Source organism: Kitasatospora sp. NPDC001603, from assembly GCF_040298365.1.
In the GTDB taxonomy this organism is placed as follows: Bacteria; Actinomycetota; Actinomycetes; order Streptomycetales; family Streptomycetaceae; genus Kitasatospora.
Map to the genome: position 1 here is coordinate 1 of NZ_JBEPAA010000029.1, position 7,654 is coordinate 7,654.

At 72.4% G+C, this 7,654-nt stretch carries 5 protein-coding genes and 1 tRNA gene; 4 read left to right on the plus strand and 2 right to left on the minus strand.

Going from position 1 to position 7,654, the window contains the following annotated elements; all coding sequences use genetic code 11:
- Positions 1–185: roadblock/LC7 domain-containing protein (locus ABT263_RS19395; RefSeq protein WP_352291689.1), on the minus strand; the 185-nt coding region annotated here is incomplete at its 3' end.
- Between the two features lie 10 nt (positions 186–195).
- Positions 196–3,780, minus strand: a complete 3,585-nt coding sequence (locus ABT263_RS19400; RefSeq protein ID WP_502885825.1) for a sensor histidine kinase — start codon at positions 3,778–3,780, stop codon at positions 196–198.
- Between the two features lie 793 nt (positions 3,781–4,573).
- Between ABT263_RS19400 and ABT263_RS19405 the strand changes: the two genes are divergently transcribed.
- From ABT263_RS19405 to ABT263_RS19420, 4 genes are all read left to right on the plus strand, one after another.
- Entirely contained in the window at positions 4,574–4,795 is a 222-nt protein-coding gene (locus ABT263_RS19405) for a hypothetical protein (protein WP_352291609.1), read from the plus strand.
- A 218-nt stretch (positions 4,796–5,013) separates the two neighbouring features.
- Positions 5,014–5,814, plus strand: a complete 801-nt coding sequence (locus ABT263_RS19410) for a fumarylacetoacetate hydrolase family protein (protein WP_329489729.1) — start codon at positions 5,014–5,016, stop codon at positions 5,812–5,814.
- The gene (gene gltX / locus ABT263_RS19415) at positions 5,807–7,306 is read left to right on the plus strand and encodes a glutamate--tRNA ligase (protein WP_352291611.1); all 1,500 of its coding nucleotides are present in this window, start codon (positions 5,807–5,809) and stop codon (positions 7,304–7,306) included. The genes ABT263_RS19410 and gltX overlap by 8 nt, the downstream gene beginning before the upstream one ends.
- 210 nt (positions 7,307–7,516) lie before the next feature.
- Positions 7,517–7,588, plus strand: a tRNA-Gln gene (locus tag ABT263_RS19420).
- Positions 7,589–7,654 lie beyond the last annotated feature (66 nt).

Sequence of the window (7,654 nt, forward strand, 5' to 3'; positions counted from 1 at the left end):
CCGGAGGTGAGGGAGGTGAGGCCGGAGGCGACGGCGGCGAGCTGGTCGGCGCGGTCGCGGGGGAAGCCTTCGGACATGCACAGCAGGAGGCCGTCGGCGGAGACCACCACCGTGTGCGACACCCCGGGGGTGTTGTCCACGAAATTGGTGATCAGCCAGTTCAGGTTCTGTGCGGCCTGGCTCATCTGGTTCAACTCAACGCTCCTGGTGATCTGCGCCGTTGCCGTCGGTGCGGCTCCCGAAGCTATCGAATCCGGACTGCTGGGCACCATGCTGCGGGCCCGCCTGGTTGCCCTGGCCCGGGCCCTGGCCGGCCGCCTGCTCGGCGCCGACCCGGCGGCCCTGCTGGATGCCGCGGCGCAGGTTGGTGAGCCGGCCGCGGACCTCCTCGGGTGCACGGGACACCTGGGGGCCGGTCAGCGGGGACGCCTCGGCGGTACCGGAGACCAGGTTGGCCTGCGGGGTCCGCCGGGGGAGACCGGACATGGTGACGCCGCTGGTCGAGGGCTCCCGGACCTGCTCGGCCCGGCGCCAGCGCTCGTCGTTCGCGGACGGGCGCCACGGCGCGTCACCCGGCCCGCCCGGCCCGCCCTGCGGGGCCTGCTGCGGCTGGCCCTGCTGGGGGGCCTGCTGCTGAGCCTGGTGGGGAGCCTGCTGGGCGTGCTGCTGCTGGGCGTGCTGGTGCTGCTGCGGGGCCTGCTGGTGCTGGCCCTGCTGCTGGACACCGGGCGCACTGGTCCCGGGCCGACGCGGCTGGTACTGACCCGCCCGCGCCGCCTCGGCCTGCTCGGCCGACTCGAAGATCGGCGCACCGCCCTGCGGACCGCCGTCGGACGGACCGGTCGGCAGCGCCATCGGCTCCTGGCGGACCGGCTCGGGGCGGAGCTGCTCCTGGCGGACCGGCTCCGGACGCGCCGGGTTCGGCAGCACCGGCTCGACCAGACCGAGGCCGAGCGGGTCACGCGGGTCGATCTCGCTCGCCTCGAAGCGCGGCCGGGCGAACTGCGCGGTGCTCTCCATCGACGAGGGCTCGGCCGCGGGGAGCGGCTGGGCCTGCTGCGGCGGGAGCTGCTGCTGCCGCTCGCGCTGCGGTGCGTCCGGGCCGGGGCGCTGCGGACGGCGCGGACCCTGCGGGCCCTGGCCGCCGGGGCCGCCCTGGCCCTGCGGTGCCTGGCCCTGCGGTGCCTGGCCCGGCTGGCGGCGCTGCGGCAGACCCTCCTGCGGGCGGTTGCCCGGGCGGGCGCCCTGCGGCGCGCCCGGACGGCCCGACTGGTCGGCCCAGCCGTGCTGAGGCTGCTCGCCGGTCCGGGGGCCCGGACCGCCGGCGAAGTCCCCGCCGGGGCGCGGCCGCTCCTGGCCGGGGCGCCGGCCCTGGCCGGGCTGACCCGGGCCCTGGCCCTGCTGGCCCTGGCCCGGCTGACCCGGACCGGGTTGGCCCTGGCCGGGCTGCTGCTGGCCGCGGCGCGGCAGCGCACCGGGACCGCCCTGCGGCGGAGCCTGCCGGCCCGCACCGCGCTGCGGCAGTCCGCCCTGCGGGTTCTGGCGGGCCTGCGGGACCGGCTGGCCCTGCTGCTGACCCTGGGGGGCCTGCTGGCCCTGCGGCTGGCCCTGGAGCGACTGGCCGACCTGGCGGGTCGGCAGCGCGCCGCCGGCCCGTCCACCGGGGCCGCCCTGGCCGCCCGGAGCACCGGGACCGCCCTGGCCGAGCTGCGGACGGCCCTGCGGGGCACCGCCCGCCGGACCCTGGCCGAGCGCGGCCGGGCCGCCGTTCGGGCCGCCGGCCGGACCGCCGGGCACCTGGCGCTGCTGGCGCGGCGTCGGGGCGACCCCGCGCTGCTGCTTGGCCTGCGCCGACCCGGGGCGGGCCGGAGCCCGGCGGTCGGCGGAGTTGGTGACGTCCACCGGGAGCATGACCAGCGCGGTGGTGCCGCCGGAGTCGCTGGGGCGCAGCTGGATGCGGATGCCGTGGCGCAGGGACAGGCGGCCGACCACGAAGAGGCCCATCCGGCGGGAGACGGAGACGTCCACCGTCGGCGGGTTCGCCAGGCGCTCGTTGATGTCGGCGAGGTCGTCGGGGCTGAGGCCGATGCCGGTGTCGTGGATCTCGACCAGCACCCGGCCGTCCGGCAGGGCGTGGCCGGTCACCCGGACGCGGGTCTGCGGGCTGGAGAACGAGGTGGCGTTCTCCAGCAGCTCGGCGAGCAGGTGGACGAGGTCGTTGACGACGCGGCCGGCGACCTCGGCCGACGGCACGGTGGCCAGCTCGATGCGCTCGTACTGCTCCACCTCGGAGGCGGCGGCGCGGAGCACGTCGACCAGCGGGACGGGGCGGGTCCAGCGGCGGCCCGGGTCCTCGCCCGCGAGGACGAGCAGGTTCTCACCGTTGCGGCGCATACGGGTCGCGAGGTGGTCCAGCTTGAAGAGGTTGGCCAGCTGGTCCGGGTCCGCCTCGCGGCTCTCCAGCTCGGAGATGAGCGACAGCTGGCGCTGGATGAGGCCCTGGCTGCGGCGCGAGAGGTTGGTGAACATCGCGTTGATGTTGCCGCGCAGGAGGGCCTGCTCGGCGGCGAGGCGGACGGCCTCGCTGTGCACCATGTCGAAGGCGTGGGCCACGTGGCCGATCTCGTCCGCGGAGTCGATGCCGACCGGTTCGACGGTGACGTCGACGTCGTGCGGGTCGCTCTCGGACAGCGTCTTGACCAGCTCGGGCAGTCGCCGCTCGGCGACGTCCTCGGCCGCGGACTGCAGCCGGGTCAGCGAGCGCACCATCGAGCGGGCGATCAGACCGGCGCCACCGAGGGCGACCAGCAGCACCAGCGCGACGGCGGCACCGATGATCAGGGCCTCGGTGTCGGCGGCGGACTGCAGCTCCTGGGCCTTGCCGTCGAGGTCCTCGATCAGCTTCGACTCGATCCGCCGCTCGGCGGTGATCTTGGCGGTGGCCTGCTCGTACCAGTCCTTGAAGCTGACCGGCTCGGTCTGGTGGATACCGCTCTGCTGGAGCACCGAGCGCGCGTACCGGTCGGCGGCGGCGACCACCGAGTTGTAGCTGAGCTGGCCGCGCAGGTTGTCCAGGTCGTGCGAGGTGTAGATGTTGTTGAAGCTGGTGAGCGCGTTGTCGTAGGAGGCGCGCAGCCGGATACCGAAGGACTCGTCGCTCAGGCTGAGGTCGGGGGCCTTGGGGTTGGCGAGCGCGGCGCTGATCAGGGCGCGCTGCTGCGAGGTGGCGTTCTTGGCCAGCGAGAACTGCTGGAGGGCGCGGGTGGCGCGGACCAGGTCGCGGTTGTTGGACGCGAGCGCGATGTCCTGGGTGATCGACAGCAGGTCTCGGATGATCACGTCGTAGGCCGTGATCGTCGACTGGATGTTCTGGTTGTTCTGGTACGGGGTGTTGCGCGCGTCCGAGATCGAGTTCAGGTCCTTGCGGATCTGGAACAGCAGCGCCTTGCCGCCGGAGAGCTCCAGGTTCTCGAACTTGTCCGAGGACGCGGTGAAGGTCCGGCTCAGGTCGTCGGTGATCTTGCGGGCGTTGACGATGTCGTCGTCGAGCGGGGCGTTCGGCTCGTGGGTGATCGGCCCGGCGCTGATGTCCCGCTCGGTCTGCAGGGCGTCGGCGAGGTTGGTCGCCTTCTTCGCCAGGTCCGAGAGGTTGGCCATCTGGGCGAGCTGCTGCGAGGCCTCGAGAGAGGTCTGGATGCGCAGCCCACCGAGCACGAGGGCGACCAGCACCGGGAGCGCGAGCAGCGCGATGAGGCGGGTACGGATCCGCCAGTTGCGCATCGCCAGCCGGCTCATGCCCTTGGCCCGTCGGCGGGTCAGCGTCTTGCGGAGCTTGCCCCGGGCCGACTTCCGGTCCTGTTCGGCGTCGTCCTCCGGGCGGCCGACCGCCTCGGGTGCCGGCTCGACGGGGCCGCCGGGCACCGCCGCCTGCTGGGGTGGTGCCACGGGCTCACGCGACTCCGGGTCACCCGCGGCGCCGCTACCCCTTTTGAAACGTCCCTGCACTGGCGTCGCAACCTCTGGACCGGGCGTCCCGCCGCGTCGCCGCAGCCTGGACGGTGTGGAGTTTCCATCCGCACCCCGGCCGGTCCGGGAGAGCGGGCACCGGGGTGGACTACTCCCTACCCACGGTCCGTGGCATTCCAGCACAGCCGGGGAATCCCAACAAGGGCCGCCAGGGCGAGTGGGGCCACACTACCGACCGCGCGCGCGATTTCACTGACTGTGCGGTAACCGGACCGGAATACCGCCTTTTTCGGACACTTGCCGGATACATGCCAACCAGACCCGAGATCAACGGGAGGTGCAGAGGTTCCCGAATGCCCGATATGCGGGGCTTTGTCGGCGAAACTTGATGAAGCGATATGTCGGATATCGGAGAATTGCTCTTCAATTTGTGAGCAAAATCACAGCACAATGTGTAGCTTTGGTCACGGCGGCTGTGGAAAGAGATCCGTAACCTTGCTGTCTCCGGCGCACGGCCTCGATCAGCCTGCCCAGAATCTCCCCGAATCACTCAGGCCGGTGCCGCGCCACGTCGACGCGCCGGTCGCGACCCCGAGGTGCTGACGAGATGTCCCAGGCGAACACGGCCGCCACCAGTCCCGAGCTCTCCGGCCGTTCCACGGCGAACCCGCGCCGGACGACGCTGGCCTCGGTCGAGGACTTCAGCGGGATCCCGGGCGCCCGCCGGGCCGAGCACGTGGCGACCTACGCCACCGAGCTGCCCACCAACACGGCCAACCCGCGCCGCACCCAGCTGATGGTCGCCCCGGCGGTGGCCCCGCGGAGCTGACACCCCGCACGAACCCGGAAGGCGCCGCACTCGCGGCGCCTTTCGGTTTGCTCCCGCCAGGTCGGGCGCAACCGCGCTGAACAGGGGCAAAGCGGTCGGGGGAGGCCCCACGCGATAGCCTGGTCGACGATTGAGCGGGGCCGGGCCCACACGGGCGCGGCGCCCACCAGCGCCCGGGCGCGCCCCGGGCGGCCGACGAAGCGAGGGGTAGCCCAGCCGTGCGCATTGCCAGGTTTTCCGTCCGGGAGGGGAGCCCTGCCGCCGGCACCGTCTCCTTCGGCGTGGTCGAGGGTGACCCGGCGCAGCCCGAGTCCCTCGTGGTCCACGCCCTGGCCGGCCACCCGTTCGGGCAGCCCCAACCCACCGGTGAGAGCTACCGCTTCCAGGACGTGCGGCTGCTCAGCCCGATGCTGCCGAACAAGATCGTCGCGGTCGGCCGCAACTACGCCGCCCACGCGGCGGAGCTCGGCCACGACGTCCCGGACGTCCCGCTGACCTTCTTCAAGCCGTCGACCTCGGTGATCGGCCCGACCGAGTCCATCGCGTACCCGCCGTTCTCCTCCGACGTCCACCACGAGGCCGAACTGGCCGTGGTCATCGGCCGGATGTGCCGCGAGGTCCCGCTGGACCGGGTGCCCGAGGTGATCTTCGGCTACACCTGTGCCAACGACCTCACGGCCCGCGACATCCAGCAGCGCGAGGGCCAGTGGGCCCGCGCCAAGGGCTTCGACACCGCCTGCCCGCTCGGCCCGTGGATCGAGACCGACCTCGACCCGAGCGACCTCGCCGTCACCTGCACGGTCAACGGCGAGCTCCGGCAGGCCGGCCGCACCTCCCAGATGGTCCGCTCGGTCGCCGAGCTGATCGTCCACATCTCCGAGGCCATGACGCTGCTGCCCGGCGACGTCATCCTCACCGGCACACCCGCTGGGGTGGGCCCCCTCAACGTCGGCGACGCGGTCGCCGTCTCCATCGAAGGCATCGGCACTCTCACCAACAAGGTGATCAAGCGTGGCTAACACTGACCCGAGCGTTCGGGTTCGCTTCTGTCCGTCCCCGACCGGCAACCCGCACGTGGGCCTGGTCCGCACGGCCCTCTTCAACTGGGCCTTCGCCCGCCACAACGGCGGCACGATGGTCTTCCGGATCGAGGACACCGACTCCGCCCGCGACTCCGAGGAGTCGTACCGGCAGCTGCTCGACGCCATGCGCTGGCTCGGCTTCGACTGGGACGAGGGCCCGGAGATCGGCGGCCCGCACGCGCCGTACCGGCAGTCGCAGCGGATGGACATCTACGCGGACGTGGCCCGCCGGCTGCACGAGGCCGGCCACGCCTACCACTGCTACTGCTCCACCGAGGAGCTCGACGCCCGCCGCGAGGCCGCCCGCGCGGCCGGCCGCCCGTCCGGCTACGACGGCCACTGCCGGGAGCTGACGGACGACCAGGTCGCCGTCTACAAGCTGGAGAAGCGCGAGCCGATCCTGCGGTTCCGGATGCCCGACCGCACCATCGCCTTCGACGACCTGGTGCGCGGCACGCTCAGCTTCGAGCCGGAGAACGTGCCCGACTACGGCATCGTCCGGGCCAACGGCGCACCGCTCTACACCCTGGTCAACCCGGTCGACGACGCCCTGATGGGCATCACCCACGTGCTGCGCGGCGAGGACCTGCTCTCCTCGACCCCGCGCCAGATCGCGCTGTACGCGGCGCTCGCCGAGATCGGCGTCGGCGACGGCAGTACCCCGCGCTTCGGCCACCTGCCGTACGTGATGGGCGAGGGCAACAAGAAGCTCTCGAAGCGCGACCCGCAGGCCTCGCTCAACCTGTACCGCGAGCGCGGCTTCATCCCCGAGGGCCTGCTCAACTACCTGTCGCTGCTCGGCTGGTCGCTCTCCGCGGACGACGACATCTTCTCGGTGGAGCAGCTGGTCGAGGCGTTCGACATCGCCGACGTCAACGCCAACCCGGCCCGCTTCGACCTCAAGAAGTGCGAGCACATCAACGCCGAGCACGTGCGCCGGCTGGCCCCGGAGGACTTCGTCCGCCGCCTGGTGCCGTACCTCCAGGCGCCCGGTCTGCTGCCGGCCGAGCCGACCGCCGAGCAGCTGGAGCTGCTGGCCAAGGTGGCACCGCTCACCCAGGAGCGGATGGTCGTGCTGAGCGAGATCGTCACCATGGCGGGCTTCCTCTTCGTCGACCCGGCGGACTTCACGCTCGACCCGGACGACGCCGCCAAGGTGCTCACCGCCGACGCCCGTCCGGTGCTGGAGGCGAGCATCAAGGCGCTGGAGGAGCTGGCGGACTTCTCGCCCGAGCCGATCCAGGCCGCGCTGCGCGCGGCGCTGGTGGACGGGCTGGGCATCAAGCCCAAGTTCGCCTTCACGCCGCTGCGGGTGGCCGTCACGGGCCGCCGGGTGTCCCCGCCGCTCTTCGAGTCGATGGAGCTGCTCGGGCGCCCCGAGACGCTGCGCCGGCTGGCCGCCGCGCTGGCCGCCGTCCCGGCTGCCTGAGCACCGCCACCGGCGGCTGCGGGCCGGGTTCTGACCTGGCCCGCCGCCGCCCCGGCCGCGGCCTGGGCTTATCGATTTTGGACCGGGGCCGGACGTCGGGTAATGTTCTTTCTGCGCCGCCCGGGAGGGAACGGACGAGGGAGCGAAACCCCGTCGGGACCGAGCGAGGGGCGCAACGCCTGAGAAGGGCCCGCAGGGGTTCAACTCTGGTGGGGTATGGTGTAATTGGCAGCACGAGTGATTCTGGTTCATTTAGTCTAGGTTCGAGTCCTGGTACCCCAGCGCAGTACAGGCACTGTCGGCTCCGTCGCAGTGCAGGCACCACCGCAGTACAAACAAAGATCCAAG